This is a genomic window from Caballeronia sp. LZ019, from assembly GCF_031450825.1.
Lineage (GTDB): Bacteria > Pseudomonadota > Gammaproteobacteria > Burkholderiales > Burkholderiaceae > Caballeronia.
Genome location: NZ_JARTVZ010000005.1, coordinates 2,363,879 through 2,381,664 on the forward strand (window position 1 = coordinate 2,363,879; position 17,786 = coordinate 2,381,664).

Below are 17,786 nucleotides of genomic sequence, written 5' to 3' on the forward strand. Positions count from 1 at the left end.
GAAAGCCCGCGACGGGCGAATCAGCCAGTCGCGGGCTTCTGCTATTTCTGCTAGACGCAGGTGAGCGCGAACTCGAGCCTACTTCGTTCGCGACCGCGCGAATGCAGCAATCGGGTCGTCTGCGAATGCAGCGATCGGATCGGACGCGAACGGAGAACTGGACGCTTTGGATTTGCTGTGATCATGCGGCGCGTCGGTGGTTTGCGAGACGGATACGTGCGCATTACCGCGAGTCGTGGCCTGTGGCTTCGCAACATCTTTACCGTTCACCCACTCTTCGGTGTACTTGGCAAAGGCCGGGCCGGCGATCACCGTCGCCGCAACAGAAATCATGAAAAGTCGGAAGGCGTTACGTACGGGCATGAAGTATTTTTGTCGTTGTCGAAATGCAAAAGGGCTGCTGCGCGAGCCGGCGCACGTCGCGGCTTCGGTCGGGCGAACGGAGCGTCCGCACCGGTAGCGGGGCGTGCTTCAGCGCGTGGCCAACACGGGGTCGGGATGGGTCTGTGGCAGCAGAAATTCGCGGGCAGGGCGGGCGCCTATGTCGCGGAACATGAGAGCAGTGCGCTTTTTCAGCGGCATCTGCTTACGGGCAGTCGAATCCTGCAGCCCCCAGGCGTTTCCTATGCCATCGGATACAAACGGGAGCTTCACCGATGACGCAATCGCGCGCGTGGGCGTTGCACCGTATCTGCCGAGACTGAAATGCGAAGTGCCTTCACTGCAGGTTGCCTCATCTCACCCATGAAGAAGGCATTTAAGCGGTTGGCCCCGCAAATTGCAGCCGGAATTTTCCTATTCACGTCACGCGCAACGAACCTTTACACATTGCATCGATGCGACACAATCAATCGATGATGCCTGCGCGCATTAGGCGCAGGCATCATCACGCTGCCTACTGCTTCATCGTACCGGTCGCCTTCCCGCCACCGGCCGGCGCTGTCGAGGCATCTGGAGACATGCCTTGTTCCCGCTGCTGCATCAGCGTTCCGCTACCGGACGTCCCGGCCTGGGCGCCACCTTGCGATGCATCGTGGGAGCCCGGCGTCGGCGATGCGCTCGTTTGCCCCTGCATCGGCTTGGGGCGTTGATTCATCTGATCGCGCGACATGTCTTGCGCGAAAGTGGCTGTGCTGGCAAGCGCGAGAAGCGCGCCTGCTATTGCTGCGGTCGCTTTCATGACTGTCTCCTTGGTATCGGGCGCAAGACGCGCCGCTGCACTCGTTCAGCATCGAGCGTGCCGGGCCGTTGGCACGGTGCCGTCCCTGACTAAAACGACTACGATAAGGTGTATCAGCGCAAACTGACTGGCAATTGAATCCCGATTCATTACAATTCGCGATCCAAACAAATTTCAGCCGCCCGGAAGACGATTCAATGGCTTATTGCGACGGAGTGATTCATGTCGATCAAACTTGACGATTTATTGGCATGGAGCGAACGCTTGCCCGATGCGGACACTGAGGAAGCCAGAATGCTCCAGGCTCTGATTGCGCGGCGTGAAGCAGAGTTGAGGACGCACATCGCCGACCTGATCGCTGCCGTCAGCCAGCGTGAGAACTGGAGATTGCAGCGATGCGCGGCCACGGCCCGGCGCGTCGAACAAACGTCGATGGCTCATCTCGAAGCGGTCTACGAATATTTTCGCGATCGGAGCGAAGGCCGGCTGCATTACGAGCCGCCCGAGGTCCTCGCCGATTCACTCGGCGACCAGCCGGCGGGGCCGGACCGGCTGTGCGAGCCGGTGCTCGCACATTCGAGCCCGGCGATACCGGACGAGGACATGCCGCCCGCAGCGCCCGTCATCGAATTCTATGGAAGGCTGCACTCGCTGGAAGCGCTCGTTGCGCCGACGCCCGGTATCGGCTGCGGCATCCAGGGTGTTCGGATCATGCGCATGGTCGCGTTGATGTCGAAAGCACGGTCCGCGCAGTTGGCTAATCTGCGAATCAGCGGGACACAGGCCGTTTATCGCCATTCGTGATTATCTGTAATTCTAGCCTTGCGCGCGAAACGTAATTCTGCATGAATTTTCACGTTTTGCCCGTCGATTAAAACACTGACATAGCTTCGTGAGGCTTCGATTGCATCCCCTAATCACTCGCCTACACTTGGGTTTCATCAGCCGATACTGTCGCCGCGACATCATTTGCAATCGGAATAAGCGCAAGCAACGTTGACTAAAATTGCGGGTTTCATGATTTCGCTTCGCGAACTCGCCCGCGATGCCGTGTCGGCAAGCCAACCCTGGAGTTACTGTGAAAAGCCTGCTAAGCAGACGAGGCACCCTGCTCGAAAACGCGCCGTCGTTCCTGCGGCAAAAAAACAATGCGCCGGTTCGTTTCACCGCGCCCCCGAAACCGGATGACGAAGCCGGACCCGACGACCTTCTGCCGAAGTCCGCGCCCCCGACGCCGTCCACGCGCGTGACTCCGCTGCGGCCGCTCGGCGCAGCGTCGCAGCCGGGACCGCAGGCGCTCCAAGCCGCGCAGATCGCGGAGGTCGAATGGCTGATGCAGCAATCGGCGCTCGCGACGTTTCGCACGTTCCGGAGCTTCGTCTATTCGGTGAGCCTGCTGTTCTATCCGCGCGACCTCACATACTACGCCGTGCTTCTTCACGACGACGCCGTCTGGCGTGTGCTGAAGGCCGGCGATATCGGCGCGGCCGAGCCGGCCTTCCGTCACTTCGTGGAGCAGGCCATCCGCCTCGCCGAGGCCGACATGCGGCGGGTGCATCTGCAGGCGCAGAACGATCAGTTCGCGCGGCTCATCGCCGAATCCGAAGCGCAGGTGGAACGCGTGCGCGTCGACCTGCAGCGCGGCAGCAGCCAGGACCAGGAAGTCGCGCTCAGACAGCAGGAGGCGCGCAAGGAACTCGCGCAACTGGAAGCGCGCCGCGCCGCCGCACAGGCGCAGTTGAACAAGCTGCAGCGGCAGATGCATCAGTTGACCGCGGCCAGCAACGAGAACGTTCCGTTCGTGCCGTCGGGTCGTTAAGGGCGATACAACGAAGAGAGCGCCCGTGGCGCTCAATCATCGCTTTTGGCGGCGTAGGGCGGGTGCTCCTGCGAGATGTAACTGCTGAGTCCGCGTCCGGCGCGGGCGTAGCGTTTCATCCGCTCGACATGCGCCCGGCCCGGCGTGCCGTAGTCGTACAAATAAGTGACGCCGTTGGCGAAGCGGACCCTGATGCCATCATTCAAAATCTCGAATGCGGATACGCCGGAGTTGCCGGCCAGGTTCCGATAGGGCTTCATCAACGTCCTTTGCCTTATCCGTTCGCGTCGACGCAGCGCGCAGTGCGCGAACGGCAGATTCGAAAAGCCGGGCTAAAGAACAAGCAAACCCGGCCGATATTGTTGTCATGTGTCAGCGACGGGGGCCTCAGGCTGTCATGGAAAAAGACCAATTGCCGTTTCTCGATTCGGACGATCCTCACTTTCAGCATGCACGCGCGCTGAGTCTGTCCGTTGGCGCGATTCGTCGCGCGCAAGGTAAGTGCAATCCGAACGACTTTCCGGTCGGTTCGCTCGAATGGCATTTCGCCGTCGAAGATTTCGCGAGCGATGTGCTTTGCGCTCTGATGGACGACGGCTCCGAAGCCGTCGACATTCCGCTCGGCGAACGTCCGCTCGACTAGCGATGCCGGCGCACCGCGGCGCATTCGTCGCGGCGCGCGCGCATTACAGCTTCACGCCGCCCGCTTCGGGAGCGTCCACGCCTGCTGGCGGAACGGCGCCGGTCGGGGTGAGGTCGCTCGATCGCGTGTCGCTCGACCAGTACGGCTCGCGGCCGTAATGCTGGTGAACGCTGCTCGCCCAGACCTGGTCGGCCATCGACGGCCACGCGTCCTTGTCGAAGCCCGGCGAGTTGCGCACCTGGTCGGCGGTGGCGGCGATGCGGAAGCATCGATTGTCGGTATCGAGCGTGAGCGCGCTCCACGGCACCGCCAGCAGCTTGTCGCCGATGCCGAGAAAGCCGCCGCTCGACAACACCGCGTACGCGATGCGGCCGCTTCGCACGTCCAGCATGATTTCCTTCACCGAGCCCACGTCGTGGCCGTCGCTGCTCAGCACCGGATTGTCGTCGAGCGTGCTCGCGGCCATCACGTCCGGACCGGGCCCGGCAGCCGTCGCCGCACCTTTGCCGACGATCGTCGCGCCGCCGGAAGATTGCTCCATCGGTTGATTCATGATCCGCTCCTTGCAGGTTCCAGGCCGATGCCTGGCGGGTTGTCAGATCGACGCGGTTTTACCAGCCGTGCTTGTCCGGATTCCGCCTGTCAGGTAGCAAGCCACATGCCGCCTCTTGTGCTTTTTGCGGCTGCCGACGGGTGGCTCGACAGGTGCGTCTGCTAAGCTGCGCACTCCTTCATCGAGCTTGCCGCCCATGGTCGAATTGCACGAACTGCTTGCTGTCGCCTACAGGAAAGAGCGCTTGCGAAGCCGCAGGCTCGAAAAGCACGCGGGGCTGTCGGAGCATGCGGCGCTTGTCAGAACACTCGAACAGGCGGCGGCCGGGCAGCCGTTGCGCGAACTGATCGTCACACGCCGCGCCGCGCAGGCGAAAGCGGCCGAGGCTCGGCGAACCCGCCAGCTCGAACGTGCGAATCGAACGAAGCGGCGCCCGGCGTCCGGCGATTCATCGGCGCGTCACTGTGACGCGTGGATCGGCTGGTTCGACGGCTCCGCGCTGCCGAATCCGGGCCGCCTCGGCATCGGCGGACTGTTGAAGGCGCCGCACGGTCGGAGCGTCGAAATAAGCGCGACGGCCGGCGTCGGCGACAGCAGCGCCGCGGAATATTTCGCGCTGATCGCACTGCTCGAAGCAGCGTTGCGGGAGGGCGCGACGCGACTGGTGATCTACGGCGACAGCCGCGTGGTCATCGACGACGTCGCCGCGCCCGAAGGCGCCGGCAGCCGCTCGCTCGCGGATCACGCTGCGCGAGTGCGCGCGTTGATCGCGCAGATCGGCGATGTGCGCCTGCAGTGGATACCACGCGCCCGCAACGCCGACGCGGATCGGCTGTCGCGGCAGGCGCTGGGACTCCCCGCATTGCGCGCCGCCTGAGGGTCAACCCAGTTCGCGGATGTCCGCCGTCGGCGTGCTGCCGAACGCATCGCCCAATACATAATCGATCAGCTTGCGCGCCGACTCTTCCGGCGTCGCGAGCTGGCCGTCGCGCTTCAGCGCATCGAAGCGCTCGCGCAACGGGAAACGGTCCAGTCCGGTCCCGCGAATCTCCGCCTGCATGTCGGTATCGACGACGCCGGGCGCGACGCTGCAAATCCGCAACTCCTGATTGTCATCGAGCGCGACGGCGCGGGCGTGCTGATCGAGCGCGGCTTTCGTCGCGCAGTAGATGCTCCAGCCGGGATAAGCGTTGCGTCCCGCGCCGCTCGAAATATGGACGATGCGCCGGTCCGCCGCGTCCGCGCTCGCGGCGGCGAACGCGGCGGCGATCATCAGCGGCGCGGCGACGTTCACGCTCACCGCGCGTGCGATGGCTGCGGCGTCCTGACTCGCGAGCGGCCCGACAGGCGCAAGCAGTCCCGCATTGTTCACGAGCACCACGCGATCCGCTCCGGTCACGGCCTGCCGGAGTGCGCCGTCCGCGAGCCAGGCGGTGAGGGCGGCGAGATCGGAGAGGTCGAGCTCCACTTCCTGAACCCGGCCGGGATAGCGCGCGGCGAGGTCGGCGTTGCGGTTGCGCGAGATCGCGAGGATATCGGCGTCGAGCGACAGCAGCGCGTCGGCCAGCGCCGCGCCGAGGCCGCGCGTGTGGCCGGTGACGATCGCGAGAGTCTTTTGGGGCATCGAATGGTCCGGTTGCGTGAGGGAGTGCAGTCGATTCTAGCGACGCGCTGCGAATCGCGCCGGGCCTCAATAGCGCCGAATCGGCGGAAAGGGAAGGGGCGCGACGGTCGTTCGTTGGTTCGAGGTCACAGCGAAACGCTACGCGGGTTTTTTACCTGACAAGATTGATCGCAAAATCGACAATTCTCGTCAGTCACGAAACGCATCCGGAGCATCCCATGCCGATCAGTCCAGCAGACTGCCTTCCCGCCGACAACCCAGCGCGCGGTATCCGTCGAGCGAAAGCGCGGGCCGTGATGGCCGCCTGCATCGCGTTCGTCGGCGTTCCGGCGTGTGCCTGGGCCCAGAGTTCCGTTCAGCTCTACGGCGAACTCGACACCGGCCTGGCCTATGTCAACAACGTCGGCGGCCATGCACAGTATCGGCTGACCACCGGGACCATCGACGGCAGTTACTGGGGCCTGCAAGGATCGGAGGATCTGGGCGGCGGCGCACGCGCGATTTTCCGGCTCGAGCGCGGCTTCGCGGTGTCGACCGGACAGGGCATCAACGATCATCCGATCTACGTCGGTCTCGGCACCGACGATCTCGGCACGCTGACCTTCGGACGCCAATACGACTCGATGCATGATTACTTCGCGCCGTTCACGCTGACGGGCGGGACGGGCGGCACCGCGTTCGCTCATCTGCTCGACAACGACAACGCGAACAACTCCTTCCTCGCGGCCAATTCGCTGAAGTACACGAGCGCGACCTACGGCGGCTTGAGCTTCGGCGGGCTGTACGCGTTCTCGAATCAGGCAGGCCAGTTTGCGAACAATCGCGCGTACAGCATCGGCGCCAACTATTCGGCCGGTTCCTTCAGCGCCGGCGCGGCTTATCTGCACAACAACGGACGCGGCAACACGGCGACTGGCGCTTACGACTCCCTCTCGCTGCCCGGTTCGGCGCCCGGCGCCGTGCTCACGGCGAACGTCCAGCGCCAGAACACGTTCGGCGTCGGGATGAGCTACGGCATCGGCGACTTTCAGCTCGCCGGCACGTTCTCGCGCTCGATCAACACCGCGCCCGTCGATGCCGACACCGGCGACGCGCTCGGCTCGCTCGCGCTCAACAACTACGAGGTCAACGGCATCTACAAGCTGACGCCGGCCATCCTGCTCGCGGGCATGTATGTGTACACCAACGGTGGCGGGGCGCACTGGCACGAAGGGGCGCTGCAGGTCGACTATCTGCTGGGCAAGCGCACGGATGTCTACATTGAAACGATCTATCAGCGCGCTTCGTCGCAGGCGCCGGCGATCATCAACAGCAACGACCCGGCGAGCGGGCGCAATCAGCTGATGTTCACGACCGGAATCCGTCACCGCTTCTGACTTCGGCGAGGTGAATCATGTCGCTCCAGACCTTCTCGTTGTTCGTGCCGGCGTGCTTCGCCATCAACATGGCCTTCGGTCCGAACAACATGCTGTCGCTGTCGAACGGCGCGCGGGAGGGCGTGCGCGCTTCGGTGCTGGCGTCGTTCGGGCGGCTGGCGGCGTTCGCGATCATGATCGCCGTCGCGGGACTGGGGCTCGGCGCGTTGCTGCTGGCGTCGGAAACACTGTTCACGGCTGTGAAGCTGGCGGGCGCAGCGTATCTCGTGTGGATCGGCGTGAAGCTGATGCGCTCCGGGCCATCGCTCGCGGTCAACCGCGACGCCAGCGCGCCTGCGGGCGTCGCGCGGCTGATGCGGCAGGAGTTTTTCGTCGCGGCGGGCAATCCGAAGGCGATTCTCGTGTTCACCGCGTTCTTTCCGCAGTTCGTCGATCGCACTGCCTATGCGGCGAGCTTCGCCATCCTCGGCACGATCTTTCTGCTGCTCGAACTGGTCGCGATCGTCATCTATGCGGCGCTCGGTGCGCGTCTGACTTCGCTGTCGCGCGGCGCACGCCGACTCGGATGGTTCAATCGTGCGAGCGGGGCGCTCATGATCGGCTTCGGCCTGATGCTCGCCTTCGTGCGCCGGCCGGCAGGCTGAACGCACGAATCGATCTCTTCGTTGTTTCCGATCCGCGTAGCCGCATTTCAGGATACGCGCGCGCTGCGCAAGTCCGATAGGCGATAATTGCCTTTTTCTCGCAGCCATCGTCCGGTATAGGACGATTTCCATCGTCACTACTAAACGCGTTACGCAAGAACGCGCCGCACTGCTTATCGTTGTTGAAGGATGTCCCAATGAAGAATCAAACGCCCGCGGTATCGCGGACGCGCTCGTTCACGACCATTTTCCTGATCGAAATGTGGGAGCGCTTTGGCTATTACGGCATGGCGGCGCTGCTCGTGCTGTTCATGATCGATAAACTCGGTTTCGCGGATGAACACGCGAACCTGACCTGGGGCGCATTCACGGCGCTCGTATTCGCCGCGCCGTCGATAGGCGGCTGGATCGGCGACAAGGTGCTCGGCGCCCGCCGCACGATGACGCTCGGCGCGATCGTCCTGGCCGCCGGCTACTTCATGCTCGCGCTGCCTTTCGATGCGCTCGGCTTTCTGTATGCGTCGCTGGGCGTGGTCGTCGTCGGCAACGGACTGTTCAAGTCCAACGCCGCCAATCTCGTGCGCCGCATCTACGAAGGCGATGACGCGCAGATCGACAGCGCCTTCACCATTTATTACATGGCGGTGAATATCGGTTCGACGGCGTCGATGCTCGCGACGCCTTGGATCAAGGACCATTGGGGCTGGCACGCCGCGTTCGCGGTCTGCTGCGGCGGGATGCTGCTCGGTCTTGCCAACTTCGCGCTGATGCGCCGCACGCTCGCGCACATCGGCTCGGCGCCGGACGATCGGCCGATCCGCTGGAGCCATCTGGGCGCAGTCATCGCGGGCGGCGCGGCGCTCGCGGCGGCGACGGTTTTCATTCTTCAGCATCAGGCGGTTGCGCGGGCGTGCGTGTGGATCGCCGGCGTCAGCATTCTGGCCATCTTCGGCTACATGCTCGCGCGATGCGACCGCAGCGAACGGGCCGGCCTTGTCGCCGCGCTGATTCTGACGATGCAGGTCATTCTCTTCTTCGTGTTCTATCAGCAGATGTTGACGTCGCTGACGCTCTTCGCGTTGCGCAATGTCGATCCTGCGTTTTCGATCGCCGGCGTCCAGCTCTTCACCTGGAGCGCGGCGCAGTTTCAGGCGCTCAATCCGATCTGGATCATGTTTCTGAGTCCGGTCCTCGCCGTGCTGTATGCGCGGCGCGCACGACGGGGCCGCGATATCCCGGTCGCGGGCAAGTATGCGCTCGGTTTCGTGGTCGTCGCCATCGGTTTCTTCGTGTTCGGGCTGAGCGGGCGATACGCCGTGGACGGCCGCGTGTCGTCGTGGTTCATGGTCGCGGGCTACGGACTGTATTCGCTCGGCGAGTTACTCGTGTCCGGTCTCGGCCTGGCGATGATCGCGCGCTACGTGCCGGCGCGCATGGGCGGCTTCATGATGGGCGCGTATTTCGTGGCGACGGGCGTGTCGCAGTATTTGGGGAGCCTCGTCGCGAACATGGCGCGCATGCCTTCAGGCGATCTCGATCCCCTGCATTCGCTGCCGCTTTATACGCAGTTGTTCGTCTGGCTCGGCTGGCTTGCGACGGGTGGGGCAGTGGTCGCGATTCTGCTGTTGCCGCTCCTCGGCAAGCTGTCGCGGGCGCACCATGACGCGGTGCTCGCCGCGAACGATGGCGAACGCGATCGTCTGAGCGCGGCGTCGGCATCGTGATGAAAATATTGTTTGACTTCGCGAGCGAGCCCGGTCTATAATTTCTTTCTCAGACGCGGGGTGGAGCAGTCTGGCAGCTCGTCGGGCTCATAACCCGAAGGTCGTAGGTTCAAATCCTACCCCCGCAACCAAGACATCAAGCAAAGAGCCCGGTTCAGCCGGGCTCTTTGCTTTTGTGCGTCCGGATGCTGGCCGTTGCAACGCTATTCGGTTCCGCCCAACTGACCCAACAAACACAAAAAGCCTGCATGAGCATTCACTCATGCAGGCTTTTTGCTGTCCGGCAACCGGTTCCAACGGGTGCATGCACTCAGCATGCAACTCGCGAGCTTTCGCCCATAACGCGACCTCAGGTCACGCCACGGTCTTGACGAAACCGCGACCCGCAGAGTTCCGGCCGGGCTGACCGCAACCGACAGGCGAGGGCAATGCCCGCGCCGATCAGTCGATCAATAGAATTTCTTCGGCAGTTGCGCGCGACGGATCTGCTTGCGCAGGCGAGCGACAGCAGCAGCTTTCTTGCGCTTGCGCTCGGTGGTCGGCTTCTCATACGCCATACGCGACTTGAGCTCTTGAATCAGGCCCGTGCGTTCGACGGTACGGCGAAAACGACGCATGGCGACGTCGAAAGGCTCGTTCTCTTTCAACAGTACTTTAGTCATTGAAATCTCGGTTGATCTGGCCCTGCCAGAAATTGGGGCAAAGCGCAATTGTACACTTTTTGAGAGCTGGTCCGCATCCCCTTTGAGCGAAGACGTGCTTCCAGAGGCTCGGGATTCACATCGTAGGTCGTTGAATCGGGACGACAAATCCCGGAATACCCGCGTGCGTCAGAATCCGCGCGATCGAACCGCACGCGGCGCGGCGGCCGTCGGTTTCGCATCCGGCTGATCGATCGTCACATCCGATTGCGCGAGCGCGACACAGGGAAGAGTCCAGCCCTCGGCCTTCTCTTCGGCGGTCAAGCCCGGCCAGTCGATGCGATAGCCAACCTCGCCCGCGATCAACCGGCACATGCACGCGCGACAGGTCCCGTTGCGGCACGAACTTGGCAGCGACAAGCCGGCGCGCATCGCCGCTTCCAGCAGCGAAGCGCCAACCTCCGCTTCGGCGACATGCCCGCCCGGCGCGATGGTCAGCGTAAAGGCACGCGCCCCGCTCACGCGGGCACCTCGATGATCGCGCGACCGTTCGTCAGATCGCGAAGTTCGGCAACAGCGGAGTCGCGAGCGGCGGAAGGCATGCGGACGACGAGCCGCACCGTCATTGCATAGCCGCTGTCGACGAGTTCCGCGTCGTGCTGCTCGATCCATCGGCGAACGCGCGCTTCATCGGCATAGTCGATGTCCACATTCATCAGCCCGCGCTCGATGCGCTCCACGCGCACGGCCGATTGCATCGCGGTGGCGATGGCGTCGGTGTAGGCGCGCACGAGCCCGCCCGCGCCCAGCTTGATCCCGCCGTAGTAGCGCACCACGGCCGCCAGCACGCCGTCCACTTCGTGATGCCGCAGCACTTCGAGAATGGGCCGGCCCGCCGTCCCGGAAGGCTCGCCGTCGTCGGACATGCCCGACTGGCCGCCCGCGAGCAGCGCCCAGCACACGTGCGTCGCGCCCGGATGCTCGGCGCGCAGCCGGTCCAGTTCGCGCATCGCGGCATCGCGATCGGAGACCGGAATCGCCAGCGCGATGAAGCGGCTCTTGCGTATGTCGATTTCGGCGCTGACGGGGGAGGCGAGGGTGTAGGTCGGCAAGGCTCGTAACGTCGCAGATCAGGAAACCGTCACGCCGAGCGCGCGCTGCATCAGCACGCTATCGACCCATCCGCCGAGCTTGAAGCCGACATTGCGCAGCACGCCGACGTGCTCGAAGCCGAGCCGCGCATGCAGCGCGATCGAGCCGGCGTTGCCGCTGCTGCCGATGACCGCGACCATCTGCCGCCACGGTCCCTCCTCGCAACGCGCGATCAGCGCCGACAAGAGCGCGAAGCCGATGCCGCGCCCGCCGAAACCATCGGCGACATAGACGGAGTCTTCGATCGTATGCCGATACGCCGAGCGCGCCCGATACGCCGATGCATACGCATAGCCCGTGACCTCGCCGTCGATTTCCGCGACGAGATAGGGCAGGCCCGCCCCGACGATGGCGGCATGGCGCGCGCGCATTTCATCGGCGCAAGGCGGGGCCTCTTCGAACGTGGCGAGCGCGTGAAGCACGTAATGCGCGTAGATGCGCGCGAGCGCGTCGCTGTCGCCGGGCTCGGCATCGCGGATCACGGGCTGGCGGGCGCTGGATGAAGTCATGGCTGTTCCGGATGGAAGGACGGTCTTGCACCACGCGAGACGCGCTGCAAGCCGGAATTCTCTCACGCCGTCCAGGGCAAATAAATGCGCGGCGGGCCGTGCGCCAGACCACGGAAACCACGACTTATTGCCGAATTAAAACGTTGAAGCGCGCGACAGCCGGACTCTACACTTACTCGCTTGTGTAGCGATTCGCATTCGCGGCTTCCCGCCCCGCGCCGGCACGACGAAACCCTCCCGGCGATCCACGCGGCGTTCGCCCGGCGACCCGCGCAACGGCGAGGAGCCGCTCGCTTCGCGGCGCGACCATGACACGCAATGAACAACTTTCAACGTGGGGCGCTTGCGGCGCTTCTGATCGTCATCGTGGGGATTGCGGCGCTCGCGCCTGCGGGGATCGGCTTTGTCGTCGCGGCGCGCAGCGAGCGGCAACAGCGCGTCGAACGGCTGAGCATCGTCGCGGACGCCGCGCTTTATCGCGCCGAGGACATCACGCGGCGTCTGTCGGGCGCGCTCGGCGAAATCGGCAAGGTGAACGAAACGCCGTGCTCGACGCCGTATCTCCACGCGTTGCGCCAGATCGCCCTCACGCACGAACAGGTCCGCGACGCGGGCGCGTACGATCGCGACGGCCGCTGGCAATGCTCGTCGCTGCTCGGCGCGGTATCGGCGGGTACGTTCGACGGCCTCACGCTGCCGCCGCCCGACTGGCGCTCGTCCGATGGCCTCAGCGCGTGGTATGGCCTCGCGCGTCTGCCGGGCGGAAAGGACTCGCTCGTGATGGGCCGCGACGGCTTTTATATCGCCGCCGATCCTTCCTTGTACGTCGACGGCATCGATACGGACATCGCGCCCGAGGGCCGCGTCGCCGTCATCAATACCGAAGCGCGGCGGGTGATCGCCGGCACGCCTTCGACCGATGCCGCCGCGGTCCTCGCCGTCTACAGTCAGAACTTGCCGCCCCCGGATTGCGCGGCCGTCGCCGTGCGCCAGTCGGCGTCGATGCCGCTCGCGGTCGTCGTCAGCACGCCGCGCGAAAGCTGGCGGCAGCGCTTGCGCACGCTGCCGTGGGGTTGGCTCTTCGGCGGCGTCGCGGTCGGTCTCGCATGCGCGTGCTGGGCGGCGTATTTCGTCGTGCGCAGGATTTCCCCGCGCGGACAATTGAGCGATGCGGTGCGGCGGCATCAGTTCATCGTCGCGTATCAGCCGATCGTTGACCTTGCGACACGCCGCTGCGTGGGCGCGGAAGCGCTGGTGCGCTGGAAGCATCACGACCGCATCGTGCGCCCGGATCATTTCATTCCGCTCGCGGAGCACGGCGGCCTCATTCAGGCGATCACCGATCAGGTGCTCGACACCGTCCTCCTCGAACTCGGCGATTTCCTGCGGCACTACGACGATTACTACGTCTCCGTGAACCTGTCGGCGTCCGATCTGACGACGCATCGTTTCCTCGACGTGCTCGGTCCCGCCATCGAGCAGCAGGGCGTGCGGCCGCAGCAGATCCGCATCGAGGCGACCGAGCGCGCGTTCCTCGACGCGGACGCCGCGAAGGACGTCATCAGCGCATTCCGGCGCGCGGGCCACGCCGTCTATCTCGACGATTTCGGCACCGGCTATTCGAGCCTGTCGCATCTGCAGTCGTTCAGCGTGGACGGGCTGAAGATCGACAAGTCGTTCGTCGATACCGTCGGCCAGGACGCGGCGTCGAGCAGCGTGGCGTCGCATATCATCGAGATGGCGGCGACGCTCGACGTGCAGGTGATCGCCGAGGGCATCGAGCGCGAGGAGCAGGCCGCGTATCTGCGCGCACGCGGCGCACAGTTCGGGCAGGGCTGGCTTTTCTCGCCGCCGCTGACCGCCGCCGATTTCATCCGCTATGCGGGCGAGACGCGTACCAGTTAAATCAACAAGGCAAAGTTCATGGACGATCACACTGCGGTTTCCTTCCTTCGCGACGTGCGGCATCCGCTGCTCGCGCTGCATCGCGCCGTGCTCACGCATTTGCGCACGAAACACGAGAGCGAGTTCGGGCCGGTATCGCCCGGTGAGTTTCTGCAGATCGTCATCAACGGCACCGCGTATCTCTGGCTCTCGCCGTTGTCGACGGCAATCGCCGCCATCGACGACGTGCTCGACGACCCCGAAGCCACGCCCGACGCGCGCGTCGCCCACGCCAGAGCGGTCGCCGCGATGTTTCGCGCCGAGACGCGCGACGCGGAATTCGCCGAGCGGTTCCTGCCGCTGTTGCAGGAAAGCCCGGACATCGCCGTGGCCAACGGGCATGTGGTGCAGGTGGTGCGGAGCGCGGCGGGCGGCTAGCGCGCATCTTCTATCGAAAAAGCGACGCGAAAAGCACAGGTTTCGCCCGCCGCACGCATTCGGGTTTGCACGGCTATCCCCGGGGCGCGGCCCTTGTGCGGCGGGGCTGAACGGCTCGCGCGTCCGCAAAGAGGCGCTTGCTGCATCGCAATAAAACAATACCGCCTCGTTTGAGCGCCTTATTTCGGCTTGCGACGATCACCTCCCATCGATCGACGGAAAACCAAGGAGGCGCTTGTGTCGCTGCACGGCTACGGCCCGCTGCTCTGGGCGGGCGCAAAAGAGACCCTCGCGCTCGCGATGCTCTCTCTCGCGGTATCGGTGCTGCTCGGGCTTGTCGGCGCGTCGGCGAAACTGTCGCGGCACGGCCTGCTGCGCGGTATCGCAACCGCCTATACGACGCTCATTCGCTCGGTGCCCGATCTCGTGCTGATGCTGCTGCTTTTCTACAGCATCCAGATCGCGATCAACCACATCACCGACGCGTTCGCCTGGGAACAGTTCGATATCGACCCGTTCACCGCGGGCGTGCTCACGCTCGGCTTCATCTACGGCGCGTATTTCACCGAGACCTTTCGCGGCGCGTTTCTCGCGGTGCCGCGCGGCCAGTTGGAAGCCGGCACCGCCTACGGCATGAGCGGCATGCGCGTGTTCGGCCGCATCCTTTTTCCGCAGATGATGCGCTTCGCGCTGCCGGGCATCGGCAACAACTGGCAGGTGCTGGTGAAGGCGACGGCGCTCGTGTCGATCATCGGCCTCGCCGATGTCGTCAAGGCCGCGCAGGACGCCGGCAAGAGCACGTTCAACATGTTCTTCTTCGTGCTCGTGGCCGCGCTGATCTATCTGGCGATCACGACCGCATCCAACCTCGTGCTGATGACGCTCGAACGCCGCTATTCGACCGGCGTGCGCCACGCCGAACTCTGAAGACGGAGCCGCCATGATCCCGATCCTCGCCGAATACTGGCGTCCGTTCCTGTACTCCGATGGCATGCACGCATCGGGTCTCGTGGTCACGCTATGGCTGCTGGCGGCGTCGATCGCGATCGGCTTCTGCGCTTCGGTGCCGCTCGCATGCGCGCGCGTATCGAAGCGCCGCTGGCTGTCGGCGCCCGTGCGCCTCTACACCTACGTGTTCCGCGGCACGCCGCTTTACGTGCAGTTGCTGCTGCTGTACACGGGCATGTACAGCCTCGAATTCATCCGCAGCCAGTCCCTGCTCGAAGCGTTCTTCCGCAGCGGCTTCAATTGCGCGGTGCTCGCGTTCGCGCTGAACACGTGCGCCTATACGACGGAAATCTTCGCCGGCGCGATCCGCTCGATTCCGCACGGCGAAGTCGAAGCCGCCCGCGCGTACGGCATGGGCACGTTCACGATGTATCGGCGCATCGTCCTGCCGTCCGCGCTGCGCCGCGCCTTGCCTTTGTACAGCAACGAAGTGATCCTGATGCTGCACGCCACGACCGTCGCCTTCACGGCCACCGTGCCGGATATCCTGAAGGTGGCGCGCGATGCCAATTCGGCGACCTATGAATCGTTCGGTTCGTTCGGCGTCGCCGCGCTGCTGTATCTGGCGATCTCGTTCGCGCTCGTTGCGGCATTCAGGCGCGCGGAACGCCGCTGGCTCGCGTATCTGCGGCCGGCCGCGCATTGACGGGCGTTAGAATCCGCATCGTGGCGAACCCATCATCATCCGAGGAGAAAGCGTTGGAGCCCAAGCCCACAGACGTCGCGACGAAACTCGCCGCACAGGACATTCACAAGCGCTACGGCGACAACGAAGTGCTCAAGGGCGTCTCGCTGTCGGCGCGCGCGGGCGATGTCATCAGCATCATCGGCGCGAGCGGCTCGGGCAAGAGCACGTTCCTGCGCTGCATCAATTTCCTCGAGAAGCCGAACGCCGGGCAGATCGTCGTCGATGGCGAAGCCGTGCGCACGAAGACCGATCGCCAGGGCAATCTCGATGTCGCCGATCACAAGCAACTGCAGCGCGTGCGCACGAAGCTCGCGATGGTCTTCCAGCACTTCAATCTCTGGTCGCACATGACGGCCATCGAGAACGTGATGGAAGCGCCCATCCACGTGCTCGGCGTCTCGAAGAAGGAAGCCGAGGAACGCGCGCGCGAGTATCTGGAGAAGGTCGGCCTGCCGCCGCGCGTCGAAAAGCAGTATCCGTCGCACTTGTCGGGCGGGCAGCAGCAGCGCGTCGCGATCGCGCGGGCGCTCGCCATGCATCCCGACGTCATGCTCTTCGACGAACCGACGTCCGCGCTCGATCCCGAACTCGTCGGCGAAGTGCTGAAGGTCATGCAGAAGCTCGCGGAAGAAGGCCGCACGATGATCGTCGTCACGCACGAGATGGGCTTCGCGCGCAACGTGTCGAATCACGTGATGTTCCTGCATCAGGGGCGCACGGAAGAAGAGGGCGTGCCGTCCGAGGTGCTCACGCAGCCGAAAAGCGATCGCCTGCGACAGTTCCTGTCGGGTAGCCTCAAGTAACGTGGCAAGTCCATCGGGCCCGGCGCGCGCGCCGCTGCAAGTGGCGATCGTCGCGCTTCCGCCGGTCTCGATGAGCGGCATCGGGCCGGTCATCGACAGTCTGGCGCTCGCCAATGAAATCGACGGGCATCGTCTCTACGAGTGGCGCGTGTGCTCATGGGACGGGCGCGCCGTGCCCCTTTCCGGCGGCGCGCAGCTCCCCGCCGATTGCGCGTTCAACGACGCCCTGCAATGCGACTGGCTGATCGTCGTATCGGAGCGCTATCAGCAGTTCGCGGATTACCGGCTGTTTCTTGCGAGCCTCGCGCGCGTCGCGCCGCGCACGCCGCTCGTCTCCGGCATTCACCACGGCGTGTGGTGGCTCGCGATGGCCGGACAGCTCGCGCAATATCGCGTCGCGGTGAACTGGGAGACGTATCAGCAGTTCACGGAGCAGTTCGAGCGCACCATCGTCACGCAGCAGATATTCGAGATCGATCGCGATCGCGCGACATGCGCGGGCGGTCAGGCGAGCATCGACTTCATGCTCGCGATGATTGCGCGCGACCATGGCCAGGACCTCGCGGAACGCATCGCGGATTCCCTCGGCGTGGGCGTGCTGCGCGCGGGCACCGAGCGGCAGCGCATTCCGTTCGTGACCGCGCCGGGCGAGCGGCATCCGCGCCTGAACGACGCCCTGCAACTGATGGAAGCGAATATCGAAGACCCGCTCGCCACCGATGAAATCGCGACGCTCGTCGGCATTTCGCGCCGCCAGTTGGAGCGGCTCTTCCGGCAGTATCTCGGCGCGATGCCGTCGAAGTACTACCTCAGCTTGCGCCTGACCAAAGCGCGCACCCAACTGCAGCGCACGAGCAAGTCCGTCGTGCAGATCAGCCTCGCGTGCGGGTTTTCATCGGCGGCGCATTTCTCCAATGCGTACCGCGACCGCTTCGGCGTGACGCCGCGCGAGGAGCGCCGCAACTGGATCGAAAAGCAGCGCGGCGGCGCGGTGGACGAGCCGCGCGGCGGCGCGCTGATCGAGCGGCCCGATTCGCGCTGACGGCGCTGGAGGCGCAACGAGCCGCGTGGAAAAGCGCATGAAAGCATGTCGCGAACGC

22 protein-coding genes and 1 tRNA gene are annotated in these 17,786 nt (G+C 64.5%); 14 read left to right on the plus strand and 9 right to left on the minus strand.

All coding sequences use genetic code 11. The features are described 5' to 3' along the window. Window positions 1–78: 78 nt before the first annotated feature. Window positions 79–363: a hypothetical protein gene (locus P9255_RS24465; RefSeq protein ID WP_309765132.1), complete on the minus strand. Its 285-nt coding sequence runs from the start codon at window positions 361–363 to the stop codon at window positions 79–81. A 532-nt stretch (window positions 364–895) separates the two neighbouring features. Further along, the gene (locus tag P9255_RS24470; protein WP_309765131.1) at window positions 896–1,180 is read right to left on the minus strand and encodes a hypothetical protein; all 285 of its coding nucleotides are present in this window, start codon (window positions 1,178–1,180) and stop codon (window positions 896–898) included. Window positions 1,181–1,402: 222 nt separating this feature from the next. Here P9255_RS24470 and P9255_RS24475 point away from each other — a divergent pair, with 222 nt between their 5' ends. Further along, a complete protein-coding gene (locus P9255_RS24475; protein WP_309790556.1) occupies window positions 1,403–1,984 on the plus strand; it encodes a hypothetical protein in 582 nt (193 codons plus the stop codon). Window positions 1,985–2,258: 274 nt separating this feature from the next. Then, on the plus strand, window positions 2,259–2,999 hold the full coding sequence (locus P9255_RS24480; RefSeq protein WP_309765129.1) for a DUF2968 domain-containing protein: 741 nt from the start codon (window positions 2,259–2,261) through the stop codon (window positions 2,997–2,999). Window positions 3,000–3,031: 32 nt separating this feature from the next. Here P9255_RS24480 and P9255_RS24485 read toward each other — a convergent pair whose 3' ends face one another. Next, window positions 3,032–3,259, minus strand: a complete 228-nt coding sequence (locus tag P9255_RS24485; protein ID WP_309765128.1) for a hypothetical protein — start codon at window positions 3,257–3,259, stop codon at window positions 3,032–3,034. 137 nt (window positions 3,260–3,396) lie between these two features. Between P9255_RS24485 and P9255_RS24490 the strand changes: the two genes are divergently transcribed. After that, window positions 3,397–3,642, plus strand: a complete 246-nt coding sequence (locus P9255_RS24490) for a hypothetical protein (protein ID WP_309790557.1) — start codon at window positions 3,397–3,399, stop codon at window positions 3,640–3,642. A 43-nt stretch (window positions 3,643–3,685) separates the two neighbouring features. On the opposite strand, the gene P9255_RS24495 is transcribed toward P9255_RS24490, so the two are convergent. Then, entirely contained in the window at window positions 3,686–4,195 is a 510-nt protein-coding gene (locus P9255_RS24495) for a PRC-barrel domain-containing protein (RefSeq protein WP_309765126.1), read from the minus strand. A gap of 196 nt (window positions 4,196–4,391) precedes the next feature. On the opposite strand from P9255_RS24495, the gene P9255_RS24500 reads away from it, so the two are divergent. Then, window positions 4,392–5,072 carry a ribonuclease HI family protein gene (locus P9255_RS24500; RefSeq protein WP_309765125.1) on the plus strand — a complete coding sequence of 227 codons (681 nt, stop codon included), beginning with the start codon at window positions 4,392–4,394 and terminating at the stop codon, window positions 5,070–5,072. Window positions 5,073–5,075: 3 nt separating this feature from the next. Here the strand turns inward: P9255_RS24500 and P9255_RS24505 are convergent, their stop codons facing one another. Continuing rightward, window positions 5,076–5,819 carry an SDR family oxidoreductase gene (locus P9255_RS24505; RefSeq protein WP_309790558.1) on the minus strand — a complete coding sequence of 248 codons (744 nt, stop codon included), beginning with the start codon at window positions 5,817–5,819 and terminating at the stop codon, window positions 5,076–5,078. Window positions 5,820–6,115: 296 nt separating this feature from the next. Between P9255_RS24505 and P9255_RS24510 the strand changes: the two genes are divergently transcribed. The 4 genes from P9255_RS24510 (at window position 6,116) to P9255_RS24525 (ending at window position 9,694) form a co-directional block, all read left to right on the plus strand. Next, on the plus strand, window positions 6,116–7,195 hold the full coding sequence (locus P9255_RS24510; protein ID WP_309765484.1) for a porin: 1,080 nt from the start codon (window positions 6,116–6,118) through the stop codon (window positions 7,193–7,195). Between the two features lie 17 nt (window positions 7,196–7,212). After that, a complete protein-coding gene (locus P9255_RS24515; protein ID WP_309765123.1) occupies window positions 7,213–7,839 on the plus strand; it encodes a LysE family translocator in 627 nt (208 codons plus the stop codon). A 197-nt stretch (window positions 7,840–8,036) separates the two neighbouring features. Then, window positions 8,037–9,563: an oligopeptide:H+ symporter gene (locus tag P9255_RS24520; protein WP_309790559.1), complete on the plus strand. Its 1,527-nt coding sequence runs from the start codon at window positions 8,037–8,039 to the stop codon at window positions 9,561–9,563. Between the two features lie 54 nt (window positions 9,564–9,617). After that, a tRNA-Met gene (locus tag P9255_RS24525) sits at window positions 9,618–9,694 on the plus strand. Window positions 9,695–10,012: 318 nt separating this feature from the next. On the opposite strand, the gene rpsU is transcribed toward P9255_RS24525, so the two are convergent. The 4 genes from rpsU to P9255_RS24545 all read right to left on the minus strand — a co-directional run bounded on the left by rpsU (window position 10,013) and on the right by P9255_RS24545 (window position 11,865). Further along, window positions 10,013–10,225 carry a 30S ribosomal protein S21 gene (rpsU, locus tag P9255_RS24530; protein WP_006999077.1) on the minus strand — a complete coding sequence of 71 codons (213 nt, stop codon included), beginning with the start codon at window positions 10,223–10,225 and terminating at the stop codon, window positions 10,013–10,015. A gap of 168 nt (window positions 10,226–10,393) precedes the next feature. After that, window positions 10,394–10,726 carry a 2Fe-2S iron-sulfur cluster-binding protein gene (locus P9255_RS24535; protein WP_404980414.1) on the minus strand — a complete coding sequence of 111 codons (333 nt, stop codon included), beginning with the start codon at window positions 10,724–10,726 and terminating at the stop codon, window positions 10,394–10,396. Continuing rightward, entirely contained in the window at window positions 10,723–11,316 is a 594-nt protein-coding gene (locus P9255_RS24540; protein ID WP_309790560.1) for a YigZ family protein, read from the minus strand. Before P9255_RS24540 ends, P9255_RS24535 begins: the two co-directional genes overlap by 4 nt. 18 nt (window positions 11,317–11,334) lie before the next feature. Then, window positions 11,335–11,865: an N-acetyltransferase family protein gene (locus P9255_RS24545; RefSeq protein ID WP_309765120.1), complete on the minus strand. Its 531-nt coding sequence runs from the start codon at window positions 11,863–11,865 to the stop codon at window positions 11,335–11,337. Window positions 11,866–12,183: 318 nt separating this feature from the next. Between P9255_RS24545 and P9255_RS24550 the strand changes: the two genes are divergently transcribed. The 6 genes from P9255_RS24550 to P9255_RS24575 all read left to right on the plus strand — a co-directional run bounded on the left by P9255_RS24550 (window position 12,184) and on the right by P9255_RS24575 (window position 17,728). Further along, complete coding sequence (locus P9255_RS24550) at window positions 12,184–13,770, plus strand: EAL domain-containing protein (protein ID WP_309765119.1); 1,587 nt, start codon at window positions 12,184–12,186, stop codon at window positions 13,768–13,770. 18 nt (window positions 13,771–13,788) lie between these two features. Then, the gene (locus tag P9255_RS24555; protein WP_309790561.1) at window positions 13,789–14,187 is read left to right on the plus strand and encodes a hypothetical protein; all 399 of its coding nucleotides are present in this window, start codon (window positions 13,789–13,791) and stop codon (window positions 14,185–14,187) included. Window positions 14,188–14,424: 237 nt separating this feature from the next. Continuing rightward, entirely contained in the window at window positions 14,425–15,114 is a 690-nt protein-coding gene (locus P9255_RS24560) for a histidine ABC transporter permease HisQ (RefSeq protein ID WP_309765117.1), read from the plus strand. Window positions 15,115–15,127: 13 nt separating this feature from the next. Beyond that, window positions 15,128–15,841, plus strand: coding sequence for an ABC transporter permease (locus P9255_RS24565; protein ID WP_309765116.1), 714 nt, complete (start codon window positions 15,128–15,130; stop codon window positions 15,839–15,841). Window positions 15,842–15,894: 53 nt separating this feature from the next. Further along, window positions 15,895–16,686, plus strand: a complete 792-nt coding sequence (locus P9255_RS24570) for an ABC transporter ATP-binding protein (protein ID WP_309765115.1) — start codon at window positions 15,895–15,897, stop codon at window positions 16,684–16,686. Window position 16,687: 1 nt separating this feature from the next. Continuing rightward, a complete protein-coding gene (locus tag P9255_RS24575; RefSeq protein WP_309765114.1) occupies window positions 16,688–17,728 on the plus strand; it encodes a GlxA family transcriptional regulator in 1,041 nt (346 codons plus the stop codon). Window positions 17,729–17,786: the final 58 nt, after the last annotated feature.